Annotated in this window: 16 protein-coding genes; 4 read left to right on the plus strand and 12 right to left on the minus strand. The window is 70.8% G+C overall.

The features are described from left to right. Position 1 precedes the first annotated feature (1 nt). Complete coding sequence (locus ACIGFK_RS13450; RefSeq protein ID WP_400051674.1) at positions 2-223, plus strand: hypothetical protein; 222 nt, start codon at positions 2-4, stop codon at positions 221-223. 186 nt (positions 224-409) lie between these two features. Here ACIGFK_RS13450 and ACIGFK_RS13455 read toward each other — a convergent pair whose 3' ends face one another. From ACIGFK_RS13455 to ureA, 7 genes are all read right to left on the minus strand, one after another. Continuing rightward, positions 410-700: a hypothetical protein gene (locus ACIGFK_RS13455; RefSeq protein WP_400051676.1), complete on the minus strand. Its 291-nt coding sequence runs from the start codon at positions 698-700 to the stop codon at positions 410-412. Positions 701-709: 9 nt separating this feature from the next. Next, a complete protein-coding gene (locus ACIGFK_RS13460) occupies positions 710-871 on the minus strand; it encodes a hypothetical protein (protein ID WP_400051678.1) in 162 nt (53 codons plus the stop codon). Between the two features lie 10 nt (positions 872-881). After that, positions 882-1,640: a helix-turn-helix domain-containing protein gene (locus tag ACIGFK_RS13465; protein ID WP_400051680.1), complete on the minus strand. Its 759-nt coding sequence runs from the start codon at positions 1,638-1,640 to the stop codon at positions 882-884. Between the two features lie 551 nt (positions 1,641-2,191). Beyond that, positions 2,192-2,425, minus strand: a complete 234-nt coding sequence (locus ACIGFK_RS13470) for a helix-turn-helix transcriptional regulator (RefSeq protein WP_400051682.1) — start codon at positions 2,423-2,425, stop codon at positions 2,192-2,194. A 360-nt stretch (positions 2,426-2,785) separates the two neighbouring features. Continuing rightward, the gene (locus tag ACIGFK_RS13475) at positions 2,786-3,826 is read right to left on the minus strand and encodes an agmatine/peptidylarginine deiminase (RefSeq protein WP_400051684.1); all 1,041 of its coding nucleotides are present in this window, start codon (positions 3,824-3,826) and stop codon (positions 2,786-2,788) included. 33 nt (positions 3,827-3,859) lie between these two features. After that, positions 3,860-5,542, minus strand: a complete 1,683-nt coding sequence (locus tag ACIGFK_RS13480; RefSeq protein WP_376656565.1) for an urease subunit alpha — start codon at positions 5,540-5,542, stop codon at positions 3,860-3,862. A 56-nt stretch (positions 5,543-5,598) separates the two neighbouring features. Beyond that, entirely contained in the window at positions 5,599-6,390 is a 792-nt protein-coding gene (ureA, locus tag ACIGFK_RS13485; protein ID WP_400051686.1) for an urease subunit gamma, read from the minus strand. A 158-nt stretch (positions 6,391-6,548) separates the two neighbouring features. Here ureA and ACIGFK_RS13490 point away from each other — a divergent pair, with 158 nt between their 5' ends. Then, a complete protein-coding gene (locus ACIGFK_RS13490) occupies positions 6,549-7,985 on the plus strand; it encodes a cytosine permease (protein ID WP_386464716.1) in 1,437 nt (478 codons plus the stop codon). A gap of 67 nt (positions 7,986-8,052) precedes the next feature. Here ACIGFK_RS13490 and ACIGFK_RS13495 read toward each other — a convergent pair whose 3' ends face one another. From ACIGFK_RS13495 to ACIGFK_RS13510, 4 genes are all read right to left on the minus strand, one after another. Continuing rightward, entirely contained in the window at positions 8,053-9,138 is a 1,086-nt protein-coding gene (locus ACIGFK_RS13495; RefSeq protein WP_376656553.1) for a branched-chain amino acid aminotransferase, read from the minus strand. 225 nt (positions 9,139-9,363) lie between these two features. Then, positions 9,364-10,404, minus strand: coding sequence for a 3-isopropylmalate dehydrogenase (locus ACIGFK_RS13500; RefSeq protein WP_376656552.1), 1,041 nt, complete (start codon positions 10,402-10,404; stop codon positions 9,364-9,366). An 88-nt stretch (positions 10,405-10,492) separates the two neighbouring features. Further along, entirely contained in the window at positions 10,493-10,627 is a 135-nt protein-coding gene (locus ACIGFK_RS13505; protein ID WP_376656551.1) for a hypothetical protein, read from the minus strand. A gap of 260 nt (positions 10,628-10,887) precedes the next feature. Next, positions 10,888-11,769 (minus strand): LysR family transcriptional regulator, encoded by an 882-nt coding sequence (locus tag ACIGFK_RS13510; RefSeq protein WP_376656550.1) that lies wholly within the window; start codon positions 11,767-11,769, stop codon positions 10,888-10,890. Between the two features lie 98 nt (positions 11,770-11,867). Between ACIGFK_RS13510 and ACIGFK_RS13515 the strand changes: the two genes are divergently transcribed. Both ACIGFK_RS13515 and ACIGFK_RS13520 read left to right on the plus strand, forming a co-directional pair. Continuing rightward, a complete protein-coding gene (locus tag ACIGFK_RS13515) occupies positions 11,868-12,884 on the plus strand; it encodes an NADP-dependent oxidoreductase (RefSeq protein ID WP_376656549.1) in 1,017 nt (338 codons plus the stop codon). A gap of 119 nt (positions 12,885-13,003) precedes the next feature. Beyond that, entirely contained in the window at positions 13,004-15,034 is a 2,031-nt protein-coding gene (locus ACIGFK_RS13520; RefSeq protein ID WP_400051689.1) for a phosphocholine-specific phospholipase C, read from the plus strand. A 48-nt stretch (positions 15,035-15,082) separates the two neighbouring features. On the opposite strand, the gene ACIGFK_RS13525 is transcribed toward ACIGFK_RS13520, so the two are convergent. Continuing rightward, positions 15,083-15,409, minus strand: a complete 327-nt coding sequence (locus tag ACIGFK_RS13525) for a hypothetical protein (RefSeq protein ID WP_400051691.1) — start codon at positions 15,407-15,409, stop codon at positions 15,083-15,085. Positions 15,410-15,501: the final 92 nt, after the last annotated feature.

The following is a 15,501-nucleotide window of genomic DNA, read 5'->3' on the forward strand; positions in this document are numbered from 1 at the left end:
CATGGCCTCTATGCACCGCATCCGCCAGGAGACCATCGAGCGCCTCGGCCCCGAGCCGACCACCCCGCTCGAGAGCCTCGCCCACACCCTCGCCGCGCACGCCGAGCAGTCGGACGACTGGGTTGTCGTCGAGGCGACGAACAACGTCTACGGCGATGGTGTTCGCACCGGCCTGACGCTCGGCGACCTCAGGGCGCTCCACCAACAACTGGCCAACGACTAAGACGCAGCGATGCCCCGCCCAGGATCAGTGGGCGGGGCATCTGCACGTCAGCGTACCGGCCCGTTGTCAGTGCCCGCCGCTAGCCTGTTCGGTATCCCATTCACGGGTTGAGGCGGGCTGCCTCGCTGCACGATCCCGCCCCACCGGACCCCACACGGGGACAGCGCCCGGCGGGGCGGAGGTGTGTCACGACTCGTCGGCCGGCTTCGGATGCCTCACCGCGGCATTCACCGCAGCCTCGAGCTTCCCGCGATCCTGCCCCGACGCCTTCGCATGCTCGGAGATGGCTTGCTGGACCTCGTCGGCCCGGTCCCGCCAGGCTTCCACCGCCACATTCCAGGCGGTGTGCTGCTCCTCAGTCCAGCCGCCCTCCTGGGTCGGCTTCCCGTACTCCTCTTGCAGCCGGCGCACCTCGGCGTGCGCATCATCTGCAGCCTGCCGCAGAGCGATCAGGTCGTCGTTCAGTTCGATTGCCACCAGCGGATCTTATGCCGCGGCCTCGACCTCGGCGCGCATCGCCTCGCCCCACTCGACGAGCAGCTCCCGGTACCGGTCCGTGCCCGCCCCACCTGCGGCGACGAGCGCCCGGATCTCGGCGTTGACCTCGGCTGGAGAGCGCGCGGGACCGGGGGCAGGGGATACGGACATGTGTCCGATCCTACGAGCCGCCACCCACAAGAGATACCTCCCGGCCTCGCCCCCACAGCACCCCGACGTGCGTCGAGAAGCGGTCGTAGAGGCCGTCCTCCTCGAGGCGCCGCAGGTGGAAGAGCGGCGACTCGTGGCCGAGCCCGTCGCCGATGTGCGGGGTGTACAGCAGGTGGTCGTCGAAGATGAAGACGCTCTGGGACAGGTGGGCCGGTGAGTCGCTGAAGCGGGCCTCGACGCCCGGCGTCGGCCCCATCTTCTGCAGCTGGTCCAGGGTGATCCGGATGCGCGTCGACACCGTCAAGGGGACGCCCTCGAGCTCCTCCCGCTGCCGGGTCATCTCCGAGTCCGGATCCCCGAGCAGGAAGCGGATCTCGCAGCCGGCCGCAGCCTTCGCCTTCAGGCGTTCGGCGATACGCGGGTGGTCCTGCCACAGGAAGTAGCTGGTGTACCCGGCCATCACGATGCGCTTCCGGGCACTGTCCAGCAGGTCCGCCCACACACTCGTCGGGCAGAGGTTCCGGAACGGATAGGTACTGATGATCTCCCGGTCCGCACCCAGCTTCAGCGTCGACCTGACAGCCTGCGGCCACAGGGAATCCGCGCTCACCCTCAGCACCTCAGCCACCTTCATCCGCGTATTGGCGTGCGGCGCCCGCTCCCCAGAGAGCCACCGCTCGACCGTCTTCCCGTCCACGCCGACTTTACGAGCCAGGGCAAGCGGGGTCATGCCGGCATCGGCGATGGCTTCTCTCAGGGCGGTGTTCACGGTCCCCCTTGCGGCACGCGGGTGACGCGGCCGAAAGTGTCCAAGGTGTCCGCGCCGGACGCTTCAAGCGTCCCAAGTGTCCAGGCAGAGTACGGGACATGAGCCAGCCGCCGCAGCCCCTGAGCATCCCCCCGTTGGGGAGCCTCACCGAAGACCAGATCCGCGGAGCGACCTGCGTGCACTGCGGGACGCCTCTCGTCGGCGTACCTGCCGTAGACCTCGGTGAGCGCCGTACCCGCCGCGGCGGTCGCCTGGTCCGCTGGTTCCCGCGGGCCTGCCCCCGGGACGCCGGCACCTAGACCCCCGCCCCTCCTGCCGCGGCGGCAGCGGGAGGGGCGGGAATCAGACACGCCCGGGGGTATTCGCGCAGCAAATATTTCGGATGCATGTTCGATGTTTGAAGCTTCAAGGGTGCGCGAGCATGGGGCAGTTGTGACGCATTCGCACGGGGTGTGAACGCTGCGTGTGCATAATTGCATCCCACCACTACCGGTTCGTCATATGCCAGGGCAGGATGGATGCACCCGCCCGGTTGTCTGAAACCGGCCGCCCTACGGCATGAGGTCCCTTGCCGGAAGGTGCAGGGCTGCAGCGATACGAAAGAGGTGGCTGAGCTTGAGATCGTTCTGGCCGAGCTCTGCCCGCTGCACCGTGGAGCGGTCCACCTCGGCGCAATGCGCCAATTCTTCCTGAGTCATTTCCGCGTCCACCCGGGCGTCGCGAATCCTTAGCCCAACCCGACGGCGGGCATCGAGGATCCAGTCGGGTTGATCTGCGGGACGCACCTACAAAAACTGAACCGAAGATCATTAGAAGTCAGCAGCTATCTAGCCGCTTCGCTGACTCATTCCGATCGGGCGACCGACAGAAAGGCCCCGATCAACGAGACGACCGCCAGCCGGCCGCGTACCCCCTTTGGCGGCCGGCTGGCGGTAACGGCTCCCCTGAACGCCGAAGCCGGAGTGCGGTCCACCCCCCAAGGTGAGCACTCCGGCTTCGGTCTGTTCGAATCCCGCCACCCCCCATGGGAGTCGAATGGGAGTTGATCAACGTAAGCAACCGCACAGATCCGCTATCTTCCGCGAGGATCCGCTAGATAAATCGGATATCTGTGCAGGTCAAAACCCCATGTCAGCAGGTCAGCGTCAGACCTTCGGCTGCTGCTGGGTGATGCAGTGGATACCGCCACCCCCGGCGAAAATCGTACGTGCGTCGACGAGGGTCACCGTCCGCTCGGGGAACAGTCCGCGGAAGATCTCGGCAGCCTCCTCGTCGCGCGGGTCGTCGAAGGAGCACAGCACGACGCCGTCGTTGCACAGGTAGTGGTTGATGTAGGAGTAGTCCACCCACTCCCCGTCCTCCTCCAGCACGGTCGGCGCCGGGATCTCCACGACCTCCAGCCGCCGGCCCTGGGCGTCCGTGGACGCGCGCAGGATGGCCGCGATGGTCTTGCAGCGCTCGTGGTCCGGGTGGGCCGGGTCGGGCTGGCTGTGGACCATGACGACGCCGGGGCGGGCGAAGGCCGCGACGATGTCGACGTGGCCCTGCGTGCCGTAGGTGCCGTAGTCGCCGGCCAGGCCGTAGGGGAGCCAGATCGCCTTGGTGGTGCCGAGGTGGGCGTGGATCTCCTGCTCGACCTGCTCGCGGGTCCAGTCGGGGTTGCGGCCCTTGCCCAGCTGGACGGTGTCGGTGAGGAGCACGGTGCCCTCGCCGTCCACGTGGATGGCGCCGCCCTCGTTGACGAGCGGGGTGCTGAAGGTGCGGGTGCCGACCACGTCCGAGATGTGCCGGGCGATCTTGGAGTCGTGCTCCCAGCGGGCCCACTCCTGGGCGCCCCAGCCGTTGAAGGTCCAGTCGACGGCCGCCAGCTCGCCCGCGTCGTTGGTGACGAAGGTCGGGCCGATGTCGCGCATCCAGGCGTCGTCGAGGTCCCGCTCCACCAGCTCGACGTCCTCGCCGACGATGACGCGGGCGTTCTCGGAGTCACCGGGCGAGACGACGAGGGTCACGGGCTCGTACGTGCGCACCGCGCGGGCCACGGCCCCCCAGGCCTCGCGGGCCTCGGCGAGCTCCTGCTCGTTGGTGAAGGTGGGGTTGGGGCTGGGCCAGGCCATCCAGGTGCGCTCGTGGGGGGTCCACTCGGCGGGCATCCGGAATCCGTGGTTCACGGGCTTGTTCGTGGTCATGAGGGGTCCTTACGGGCTTGCAGGCTGCGCTGCTTACAGGAAGTACAGGCGGTTGAGGGAGACCGAATCGGCGGCTTCGGAGCGCAGCGGTTCCCCGTCGAGGGAGACGAGGCCGCTGCGCGCATCCACATCGACCGCGCCCACCCGGGAGTTGAGGAGCAGGTCCTTGGGGCCGATGCCGCGCGTGCCGCGGACGGCGACCCTGCGCCGGCGGGTCGGCATCTCGTCGCTGCCCAGAGCCGCCGCGGCGGCCGAGACGAAGGCGACGGAGATGTCGGCGGCCGTGGCCCCGTACGAGCCGAACTGCGGGCCGAGGACCAGCGGTTCGCAGGTGTCGGTGGCCGCGTTGGGGTCACCGGTGACCCCGTACGCCGGGAAGCCCGACTTGAGGACCAGCTGCGGCTTGGCGCCGAAGAACTGGGGACGCCAGAGCACGATGTCGGCGAGCTTGCCGACCTCGATGGAGCCGATCTCGTGGGCCAGGCCGTGGGCGATGGCCGGGTTGATCGTCAGCTTGGCCATGTAGCGCAGCACGCGGGCGTTGTCGTCGCCCTCGCCGTCGCCCTCCAGGGGACCCAGTTCGCCCTTCATCTTCGCCGCCATGGCGAAGGTGCGCCGGACGGTCTCGCCCGCGCGTCCCATGCCCTGGGCGTCGGAGGAGGTGATGCCGATCGCGCCCAGGTCGTGCAGTACGTCCTCGGCGCCCATGGTGCCCGCGCGGATCCGGTCGCGGGCCATGGCGGCGTCGCCGGGGAGGTCCGGCTTGAGGTCGTGGACGGAGACGATCATGCCGTAGTGCTCCGCCACCGCGTCCCTGCCGAAGGGCAGGGTGGGGTTGGTGGAGGAGCCGATGACGTTCGGCACGCCCGCCATCTTCAGGACGTTGGGGACGTGCCCGCCGCCGCAGCCCTCGATGTGGAAGGCGTGGATGGTGCGGCCTTCGAGGACGCGCAGGGTGTCCTCGACGGAGAGGCATTCGTTCAGGCCGTCGCTGTGCAGGGCGACCTGTACGTCGTGCTCCTCGGCCACCCGCAGCGCGGTGTCCAGGGCCCGGGTGTGGGCGCCCATGTCCTCGTGGACCTTGAAGCCGGACGCGCCGCCCTCGGCGAGCGCCTCGACGAGCGGGGCGGCGTCGGAGGAGGAGCCGCGGGCGAGGAAGCCGATGTTGACGGGCCAGGCGTCGAAGGCGTTGAAGGCGTGCTTCAGCGCCCACGGGGAGTTGACGCCGACGCCCCAGACCGGGCCGAACTCCTGCCCGATGATCGTGGTGACGCCCGCCGCGAGCGAGGCCTCCATGACGCGCGGGGAGAGCAGGTGGACGTGGGTGTCCACGGCTCCCGCGGTGGCGATGAGGCCCTCGCCGGAGACGATCGACGTGCCCGTGCCGACGACCACGTCGACCCCGTCGAGGGTGTCGGGGTTGCCGGCCCGGCCGATCGCGTGGATCCGGCCCTCGCGGATGCCGATGGAGACCTTGCGGATGCCGAGGACCGCGTCGATCACCAGCACGTTGCTGATCACGACGTCACAGGTCTCGCGGACCGCGGCCGCCTTCAGGTGCAGGCCGTCACGGGCCGTCTTGCCGAAGCCGGCGAGGAACTCGTCCCCGGGCTTCTGGGCGTCGTGCTCCACCCGGACGGTCAGTCCGGAGTCGCCGAGCCGCACCCGGTCCCCGGCGCGGGGGCCGAAGACGGAGGCGTACTCGTGCGGGTCGATGTGGCGGCTGCCGGGGGCGCAGTGCGCGCTGTGGTCGCTGTGGGGGGTCTGACGGCTCACGCCGGGGTTCCTTCCTGACCTGTGGTGTCGTCGCCCGGGGCCGGGGCGGCACCCTGCGCGGCAGCCGGTGCGCCGTCGGCAGCCGGTGCGCCCTCGGCGGGCTCCCGAGCCGCGCCCAGGTACCCGCAGGCCGTTGCCCTGCTCAGCGCGAGCGACTTGGCGCCGGGGGCGTCGAGCGGGCCGTCGACCAGGCCCGCGAAGCCGATGGCGATGCGGTCGCCGCCGATCGGCACCAGGCCGACCTCGCCCTCGCCGTGGGGGTCGAACCGGACGGACGAGCCGGCCGGTACGCACAGCCGCATGCCGTAGGCGGCGGCGCGGTCGAAGTCGAGGCGCGGGTTGGCCTCGAAGAAGTGGAAGTGGGAGGTGACGCTCACCGGCACGGGGGCGGTGTTGCGCACCCGCAGGTGCAGCACCGGTTCCGGCTGGGGGACGCCGGGGCCGGGCACGACCGCGCCGGGGGCGTCGTCGCCGAGCCGCACGGCGCCCTGGATGGGCGACGAGACCACCGCGAGCCGCGATCCGTCGTCGAAGACGGCCTCCACGTGCACCTCGGAGACCACGTCGGCCACGCCGGGCAGGACGTCGTCCGGACCCAGCACGCCGCGGGCCTCCTCGATCGCCTCCGCCAGCCGCTTGCCGTCGCGCGCCGCCTCGCAGACCGTGTCCGCGATCAGCGCGGTGGCCTCGGGGACGTTGAGCCGCAGGCCCCGGGCCCGCCGGGCCCTGGCCAGTTCAGCAGCGCTGCGGAGCAGCAGCCGGTCGCGCTCCGTAGGGGTCAGCCGCATGCCGATCCACCACCTCTTGAGTCGATGGGTTAGAGCATCACTCTAACTCTTCATTTCCTCGCAAGGAATCATTGACCTGGGACCAGGGAGTAAGTCACATTGAGTGTCGCTCAAACGAAAAGTGCAACCGCCCCCCGCCCTGCCAAGGGAGTCCCCCCATGCCCATCGAACAGCGCGGAGTCGACACCATCCCGGAGGAGGAGCGGACGAGCGGTCCCCGTGACCTGATCTCGATCCTCCTCGGCTCCAACCTCTGCCTCGGTGTGATCGTCTTCGGCTGGCTGCCCCCGTCCTTCGGACTGGGCCTGTGGCCCTCGGTCACCGCCATCGTGACCGGCACCCTCGTCGGGATCGCCTTCACCGCGCCGCTGGCGCTGGTCTCCCTGCGCACCGCCACCAATCTCTCCACCTCCAGCGGCGCCCAGTTCGGCGTCCGCGGGCGGCTGGTCGGGTCGATCGTGGGTCTGCTGCTCGCGCTCGGCTACACCGCCCTCACGCTGTGGATCGGCGGCGACGTGATGGTCGGCGTGCTGTCCCGGCTCACCGGGCTGCCGGACACCGGCGTCTCGCGGGCCGCGATGTACGGCGTACTCGCCGCGTGTACCGTCGTCGGGGCCGTCTTCGGCTACCGACTGCTGCTGCGCATGAGCAAGGTGCTGTCCATCGGCATGGTGGCCCTGCTGGCGATCGGCATCTACGCGTACGCCCCGGACTTCACCACCGCCGCGCCGCCGGAGACCCCCCTCCTCCTCGGCTCCTTCTGGCCGACCTGGCTGCTCGCGGCCGTCGCCGCCGGCCTCAGCGGCCCCGTCGCCTTCATCACCCTGCTCGGCGACTACACCCGCTACATCTCCCCCCGCGCCCACAGCTCCCGCAAGGTCTTCTGGGCCACCTGCCTGGGCCTGCTGATCGGCCTGCTGGTGCCGCAGCTCTTCGGCACCTACACCGCCCTCGCCGCCAAGGCCGGCGCCGACTACGCGGGGCCGCTGGTGGAGGCCGCGCCCTTCTGGTACCTGGTCCCGCTGCTCGTCGCGGCCGCCGCCGGCTCCGTGGGCAACGCCGGGCTGATGCTGTACTCCATGGGCCTCGACCTGGACGCGATCGTCCCCAAGGCCACCCGCACCAAGGCCACCGTGATCGCCGCGACCGTCGCCACCGCGTTCGTCTTCTTCGGCTCCTTCGAGTGGGACGTCCAGTCCGCGATGACCTCCTTCGTGCTGCTGCTGACCGCGATCGGCACCCCCTGGGCCGTGATCACCCTGATCGGCTACGTGCGCTGCCGCGGCCGGTACGACGCCGACGCCCTCCAGGTCTTCAACCGCCGCTCGGTCGGCGGGATCTACTGGTACCGGGGCGGCTGGAACCTCGCGGCCACCGCCTCCTGGGCCATCGGCGCCGGCGTCGGCCTGCTCGCGGTGACCACCCCCTTCTACGAGGGCCCGCTGCTCGCCCTCACCGGCGGCGTGGACTGCTCCTTCGTCCTCTCCGGCCTGGTCGGCGGCCTGGTCTACACGGTCCTGACCCTCCGCACGGCCCCGGCGGCCGTCCCCGCGCCGGCCGCCGAGGAGCCGGAGCCGGTGGCCGCCGCCGCCTGAGCCGGCCCCGTACGCACGAAGGGCCCGCCTCCCTGTCGGGAGGCGGGCCCTTCTCGTGTCGCAGGGACTAGCCCAGCGGGTGCATCCAGCCGTGGGTGTCGGCGGCGTGGCCCGTCTGGAGGTCCAGGAGGGCCTTGCGGAGCTTCATGGTGACCTCGCCGGGCTCGCCGTTGCCCTGGGTCCAGTTGGCGTTCTCGGACTTGACCGAGCCGACCGGGGTGATCACGGCCGCGGTGCCGCAGGCGAAGACCTCGGTGAGGGTGCCGTTCGCGTTGTCCCGCTCCCAGTCCTCGGTGGTCAGGCGGCCCTCTTCGGCGGTGTAGCCGAGGTCGCGGGCGATGGTGAGGAGGGAGTCGCGGGTGATGCCCGGGAGGAGCGAGCCGGTGAGCTCGGGGGTGACGATGCGGTCGCCGTACACGAAGTACAGGTTCATGCCGCCCATCTCCTCGATCCAGCGGTGCTCGACGGCGTCCAGCCAGACGACCTGGTCGCAGCCGTGCGAGGCCGCCTGGGCCTGCGCGACGAGGGAGGCCGCGTAGTTGCCGCCGGTCTTGGCCGCGCCGGTGCCGCCCTTGACGGCGCGGACGTAGTCCTCGGAGAGCCAGACGGAGACGGGCTTCACGCCACCGGAGAAGTACGCGCCGGCGGGCGAGGCGATCACGATGAAGAGGAACTCGTTGGCCGGGCGGACACCGAGCCCGACCTCGGAGGCGAACATGAAGGGCCGCAGGTACAGGGAGGCCTCACCGGAGTCCGGGACCCAGGCCCGGTCCTGCTGGACGAGGGCGTCACAGGCGGCGATGAACAGCTCGGTCGGCAGCTCCGGCATGGCCATGCGGCGGGCGGAGGCCTGGAAGCGCTCGGCGTTGGCCTCCGGGCGGAACGTGGCGACGGTGCCGTCGGGCTGCTTGTACGCCTTGAGGCCCTCGAAGATGGTCTGCGCGTAGTGCAGGGTCATGTTCGCCGGGTCGATCGACAGCGGCGCGTACGGGACCAGCTCTGCGTCGTGCCAGCCGCGGCCCTCGGTCCACTTGATCGTCACCATGTGGTCGGTGAAGTGGCGGCCGAAGCCGGGGCTGGCCAGGATCGCCTCGCGCTCCGCGTCGGACAGCGGGTGCGAGGAGGGCTTGAGCTCGATCGTGGGCGTCGTCATGAGTGCTTGTCCTTCACCGGTTGTGTATGGCGACCGCGCTCACGGCGTACTAGGACGTCCGAGCATCCCCGCATTCCGCGGCCTCGCGTTCGATTATCGCGCGAGCGAAGGCTTCGGAGAAGCGGGGACAGCGGCCCAGGGGAGATGGTGGCACCCGGGGCCGCGCAGGAAAAGCCGCCGGGTCGCCTGTGTGACCCGACGGCTTCCTGGAATGGTGCAGCCGGGTCAGCCGGCTACTCGCGCGGCGAGTGCGTCGCCGATCTCGTCGGTGGAGCGGAAGGTGCCGTCGCGCTCCGCGAGGTCGACGGAGACCGCGTCCTCGATGCGGGCGGCCTGGGCCTCGTAGCCCAGGTGACGCAGCAGGAGGGCCACGGAGAGGATCGTCGCGGTCGGGTCGGCCTTGCCGGTGCCCGCGATGTCCGGGGCCGAGCCGTGGACGGGCTCGAACATGGACGGGAACGCGCCGGTCGGGTTGATGTTCCCGGAGGCGGCGAGGCCGATTCCGCCGGTCACGGCGGCGGCCAGGTCGGTGAGGATGTCACCGAAGAGGTTGTCCGTCACGATGACGTCGAAGCGCTCCGGCTGGGTGACGAAGAAGATCGTCGCGGCGTCGACGTGCAGGTAGTCGGTGGTGACCTCGGGGTACTCCTGGCCGACCTTGTCGAAGATGTTCTTCCACATGTGGCCGGCGTACACGAGGACGTTGTTCTTGTGGACCAGCGTCAGCTTCTTGCGGGGGCGGGCGTTGGCCCGCTCGTACGCGTCACGGACGACGCGCTCGACACCGTACGCGGTGTTGATGCTGACCTCGGTGGCCACCTCGGCGGGGGTGCCGGTGCGCAGGCTGCCGCCGTTGCCGGTGTACGGGCCCTCGGTGCCCTCGCGGACCACGACGAAGTCGATCTCCGGACGGCCGGCCAGCGGGGTGGCCGTGTTCGGGAAGAGCTTCGAGGGGCGCAGGTTGATGAAGTGGTCGAAGGCGAAGCGGAGCTTCAGCAGCAGGCCGCGCTCCAGCACGCCGGACGGGACCGACGGGTCGCCGATGGCGCCCAGCAGGATCGCGTCGTGGTGCTTGAGGGCTTCGAGCTCCGCGTCCGGGAGGGTTTCACCGGTGCGGTGCCAGCGCTGGGCGCCGAGGTCGTACTGCTTGGTCTCCAGCTTCACATCCTGGGGCAGGACCGCGGTAAGGACCTTGAGGCCCTGAGCCACGACTTCCTGGCCGATGCCATCACCGGGGATCACTGCGAGATTGATGCTGGTCGACATGGCGGAACCGTACTCCCTGTCCCAGCCCTCAGACATATTGCGTCCGCCATGTGGACGCGTGGCGCAATATGTCCGATGAGCGGGTTGATCAGTGGCCGGTCGCTCCGCCGTTGTCACGGCGGTCGAGCGCGCGCTGCAGGGCGGCGGCGGCGTTCTTGCGGTCCGCGTCGGCCGTGGAGGAGCGGCGGACGCGGCGGGCTGCGGTGGCGGTGGTGGTCTTCATGGGTGATCGACTCCTTGAGATCACGGCGTGGCGGGGCCACGGATGAGGGGTTCCTTCAAGGCGCCGGAAGAGGCGGGGAGCAGTGCGCCGCAGGGGTTGCCTGCCGGGGCGCGCGCTCTCGACCGCCATTCGCCTGATCGGCGAGACGTTCGGCTCCTACAAAGCTAGGGCAGCTCCCGCTGTCTGTCTCCGCAATTACTCGGACTTCCTACTATCTGAGACGCCGGACCGCCCGGAAAGCCGCTCCGGGAGCTCCGTTTTCAGCTGCTTCCGGAGCGAAGTTCCCTGATCAGAGCCCTTACGGCCAAGGTGGCGGCGGATTCCGGCGTGGTGACGTATCCCACGCGCCTCACCGGCCCCCCGGGACCCAGACAGGTGATGTCGACGGCCTCGGTCGCCTCCCGCAGGGACAGCTCGGGCATGATCGCCATGCCCAGCCCGCGCCCGACCATGGTCAGCACCATCGCGTCGTCCTCCGCCTTGACGGTGGCCCGGGGGATCCAGTCCTGCGCCCGCCACCACGCACGGGTGTACGAGCCGCAGTTCTCGTCCCAGTCCATCAGCGGCAGCGTCTTCGGCTCGGGATGCCCTGCCGGGTGCACCAGCGCGTACGCCTCCTCCACCAGCACCCCGCTCAGCAGGCCCGGCGGCACGCCCTGCGCGACGCCCAGGGTGGCGATGCCGAGGTCCGCGCGGCCCGCGGCGACCTCCCCCGCCGTGCCGGGGCCGATCTCCCGGACCACCCTGACCTCGGGGCGGATGCCGGGGTGGCGGGCGGTGAGCCGTTCCAGGGCGGGCGGCAGCAGGTGCAGGGCCGCGCTGCGGAAGGCGGCGATGCGCAGCACCCCGTCCACCGGGTCCGCGTCCCGGCCCGCGCCGCGCACCTCCGCGCCCATCACCTCGTACAGCCTGAGGATCCGGCGGGCGTGGCCGGCGGCCCGCTCCCCCGCCGCGGTGGGCGTGGCGCCGCTGCGGCCGCGCTCGAAGAGGACCGCGCCGAGCTTGGCCTCGCTGCCGCGCACGGAGTGCGAGACGGCCGATTGGGTGAGCCCCAGTGTCTCCGCCGCGGCGGAGAAGCCGCCGCTCTCGGCGACGGCGACCAGGACCCGCAGCTCCTGCGGCGCCAACTCGCCGGCTGCCATGGCCTTCACCTCGTTCTATGAGCGCTGTTCATGGATGTGCCGCTTCCATGAGCCAAACCCTCTGCCCGGCCCGCTGATTCCTTCCTAGCGTCTGCGCCATGACCACGAACACCACCGCCCACGCCGTCCACCAGATCGCCCGCCCGACCGGCTTCCCCCGGGCCTGCGACTTCACGTACGTCCGCACCCCCGTCCCCGAGCCGGGGCCCGGCACCGCCCTCGTCAAGAACCTGCTGCTCTCCGTGGACCCGTACCACCGCGGGATGATGGACGGCGGCGAGGGCGGCTTCGAGCTCGGAGCCCCGCTCGAAGGCCGCTCCGTGGGCCGCGTGATCGCCTCCCGCGACCCGGGCCTGGCCGAGGGCGACCTGGTCTTCCACCGCGAGGGCTGGCGTACGCACGCCCTCGTCACCCTGGGCGCCGGCGGTACGCGCAAGCTGCGCGGCCACGAGGGCGTCCCCCTGGAGGCGTACCTCTCCGTCCTCGGCGGCACCGGCCTGACCGCGTACGCCGCCCTGACCCGGACCGCGGCCCTGCGCGAGGGCGAGGACCTCTTCGTCTCGGCCGCCGCGGGCGGGGTCGGCACGGCCACCGGCCGCATCGCCCGGCTGCTCGGCGCCCGCCGGATCATCGGCAGCGCCGGCTCCGCGGCCAAGGTGCGCCACCTCACCGGGGTCCTGGGCTTCGACGCGGCCTTCGACTACCACGACGGGCCCGTCGGCGAGCAGTTGGCGAAGGCCGCCCCCGACGGCATCGACGTCTACGTGGACAACGTCGGCGGGGAGCACCTGGAGGGCGCGATCGACGTGCTGCGCGAGTACGGGCGGATCGCGTGGGTCGGCGGCCTCTCCCTGTACAACGGCGACCGGTCCCCGGCCGCGCCCCGCAACCTCTTCGAGGTCGTACACAAGTCGCTACGGCTGGAAGGGGTATTGGTTCGCAATCACACCAATCTGCAGGACGAGCTGGAGGACTTCCTCGTCCCGCACCTGCGCAGCGGCCGGATCGGCACCGACACCACCGTTGTACAGGGCTTCGATCACACGGTGGATGCCTTCCTGGGCATGTTCCGGGGGGACAATCTGGGCAAGATGCTCGTGCGGATCGACGACTGAATCCAGCCACCCGGATGTTCACCGAGTTCTTACCGCACGGATGTAGACCTTTGCATCGGCTGCCGCCACTCTATGCGTCAATGTGCCAACCGGGCACTGGAGTTGGAGGCGAGGACTCAGTGACACCGATCAGCCGCAGAGGTTTCGTGGGCATCGGCGCGGGACTGGTGGCCGGGGCGGCCCTGCCTCCGCTCCTGCCGACGACGGCGGCCGCGGCCGCCGCGACCGGCACCATCACCGACGTGAAGCACGTGGTGATCCTGATGCAGGAGAACCGCAGCTTCGACCACTACTTCGGCAGGCTGAAGGGCGTCCGCGGCTTCGGCGACCGCGCCGCCGGCAACATCCCGGGCGGCTGGGGCACCTTCAACCAGTACAACTGGGGCGGCCGCCAGTACCCGTTCAAGCTGTCCTCCACCCCTCCGGCCGGCGGCGCGGACAGCGAGACCCTCGCCCAGTGCACCGGCGACCTCCCGCACAGCTGGAGCTCCCAGCACGGCGCCTGGAACAAGGGCCGGATGGACAACTGGGTCACGGCCGTCGGCATGACCCACACCCTCGGCTACCTCGACCGCGGCGACATCCCCTTCCACTACGGGCTCGCCGACAACTACACGATCTGCGACGCCTACTTCTGCTCCACGCTCAGCGCGACCGGCCCGAACCGCACCTTCCTGTGGAGCGGCAAGGTCGACGCGGGCAGCAAGGACGGCGGCGACGAGTCCGGGCTGACCTGGGAGACGTACGCGGAGGCCCTCCAGCGGGCCGGCATGACCTGGAAGGTCTACCAGAACGCCCAGGACAACTACGGGGACAACGGGCTCGCCTACTTCAAGAAGTTCACCGACGCCAAGCCGGGCGACCCGCTGTGGGACCGCGGCATGGGCTCCGTGCCGAAGGTGACCGGCTCCACCCCGGACGACATCGCCGCCGCCATCCGCGCCGACGTCGTCGCCGGGACCCTCCCGCAGGTCTCCTGGGTCGTGGCGAACGAGGCCTTCTCCGAGCACCCCTACGCCCCGCCGGGCGACGGCGCGCACTTCGTGGACCTGGTCTACCGGGCGCTCGCCGCGAACCCGGAGGTCTTCGACTCCACCGTCCTGTTCCTCAACTACGACGAGAACGACGGCTTCTTCGACCACGTGGCGCCGCCGGTCGCCCCGCCCGGCACTCCCGGCGAGTACATCGACGGCACCCCGATCGGGCTCGGCTTCCGCGTCCCCATGATCGTGATGTCGCCGTGGACCCGGGGCGGCTGGGTCAGCTCCGAGGTCTTCGACCACACCTCCGTGCTGCGCTTCATGGAGACGTGGACGGCCGCGCTGGGCACCCCCGCCACCTGCCCGAACATCAGCGCGTGGCGCCGCAAGGTCACCGGCGACCTGACCGGCGTCTTCGACTTCGCGCACCCGGTCTACGGGGTGCCCGCGGGCCTGCCCGGCACGGCCAAGGTCATCGGCCAGTCGACCTGCGGCCCGCTGCCCAACCCCGCGCCGCAGGACAACGCCCTGCCCGCGCAGGAGCCCGGCACCCGCCCGGCGCGCGCCCTGCCGTACCAGGTGAACGGCAACATGGACCGGCTGGAGTTCGGCGCGGCCGGAAAGATCCTGGCCTGGTTCTCCATGACCAACCAGGGCGCCGAGGCGAAGCGGCCGGCGCACTTCTCGATCCACCCGCACCAGTACCGGGACACGGCCGCCTGGCAGTACACGGTGGACCCGGGTGCCACGTCGAGCGACTACTTCAACATCGGGCTCGGCAGCGGCTCCGGCAAGTACGACATCTCGATGTACGGCCCGAACCGCTTCCTGCGCCGCTTCCTCGGCGACGCCACGAAGCCGGGCAAGTCCCTGGAGGTCGCCGCCCGCTTCGCCGTCGAGGCGGGCACCGGCAAGACCGCGATCTGGTTCAAGATGACGAACGCCTCGGGCTCCCCGGTCACCTTCACGATCCGGTCGAACGCCTACCGCACCGACGGCCCGTGGACCTACACCGTCCCGGCGAACTCCTCCACCGAGGACTACTTCAATGCGGTGGCGTACAGCAACGGCTGGTACGACTTCACGATTCTCGCCGACTCCGACGGCACCTGGTCGCGCCGCTACACGGGCCACATCGAGACGGGCGCCCCGAGCATCAGCGGAAGCTAGGGCCGTCCCCGTCCCGCCGGTCGGCGTCGGGCCGCCCGGCGGGGTCCGTCACTGCTCCAGCCATGCGGTGTACCGGGCGCGGAAGTCCGGGCTCTCGGGCACGCGGCTGCCGAAGTCCTGGTCCACGTGCCGGACCTGGCCCGCCGGGGGGCCGGTGACCACGAGCCGCGAGTAGGTGCCGCAGCCGTGGTCGGCGAGGACGAGCGTGCCCCGGGTCAGCCCCTCGCGCGCGTCGAACCTCCGGTCCGCGCCGAACGGCCGCGGCTCCGTGATCGGACAGGGCGCGGCGAGGCGGCCCGGCCTGCGGTCGTCCTCCCACTCCGCCTCCGCGGCGCCGTCCTCGTCGGCGTCCGGGCGCGGGGTGACCAGGGGCATCAGCCCGTACCCGGGACCGGCGGGCCCGTCGCCGACGGCTGGGCGACCGCATTGCGGACGCGGAACGCCGTCCACCGGCCGCCTCCGGGCCG

Source organism: Streptomyces sp. NPDC085524, from assembly GCF_044541755.1.
Lineage (GTDB): Bacteria > Actinomycetota > Actinomycetes > Streptomycetales > Streptomycetaceae > Streptomyces.